The organism is Neoluteolibacter marinus (genome assembly GCF_014904755.1).
Lineage (GTDB): Bacteria > Verrucomicrobiota > Verrucomicrobiia > Verrucomicrobiales > Akkermansiaceae > Haloferula > Haloferula marina.
The window spans coordinates 1-274 of sequence record NZ_JACZFQ010000321.1; the positions used below are offsets into that span (position 1 = coordinate 1).

Below are 274 nucleotides of genomic sequence, written 5' to 3' on the forward strand. Positions count from 1 at the left end.
CTTCCCGAGGGGCTGGAGGACGGCTCGCGGCTCGAGGAGCCCATCTTCACACCCACGGGCAAGGCGGAGGTCGGCGAGCACGACCTCCCCATCACCTTCGAGGAGATGTCCGAGGGCATGGGCACGGCCGTCTCGGAGCGGCTGCGCGAGCTGAGCCTGCAGATCTACGCCCGCGCCGAGGCGATCGCGCGCGAGCGGGGGATCATCCTGGCCGACACCAAGCTCGAGTTCGGCCTGGACTCCTACCGCGGGGCCATCACTCTGGGGGATGAGG

The 274-nt window shown here is 70.1% G+C and carries 1 protein-coding gene; it reads left to right on the forward strand.

Annotation, left to right across the window (positions count from 1 at the left end):
* Positions 1-274: phosphoribosylaminoimidazolesuccinocarboxamide synthase (locus IG178_RS25080; protein ID WP_305067834.1), on the forward strand; the 274-nt coding region annotated here is incomplete at both ends.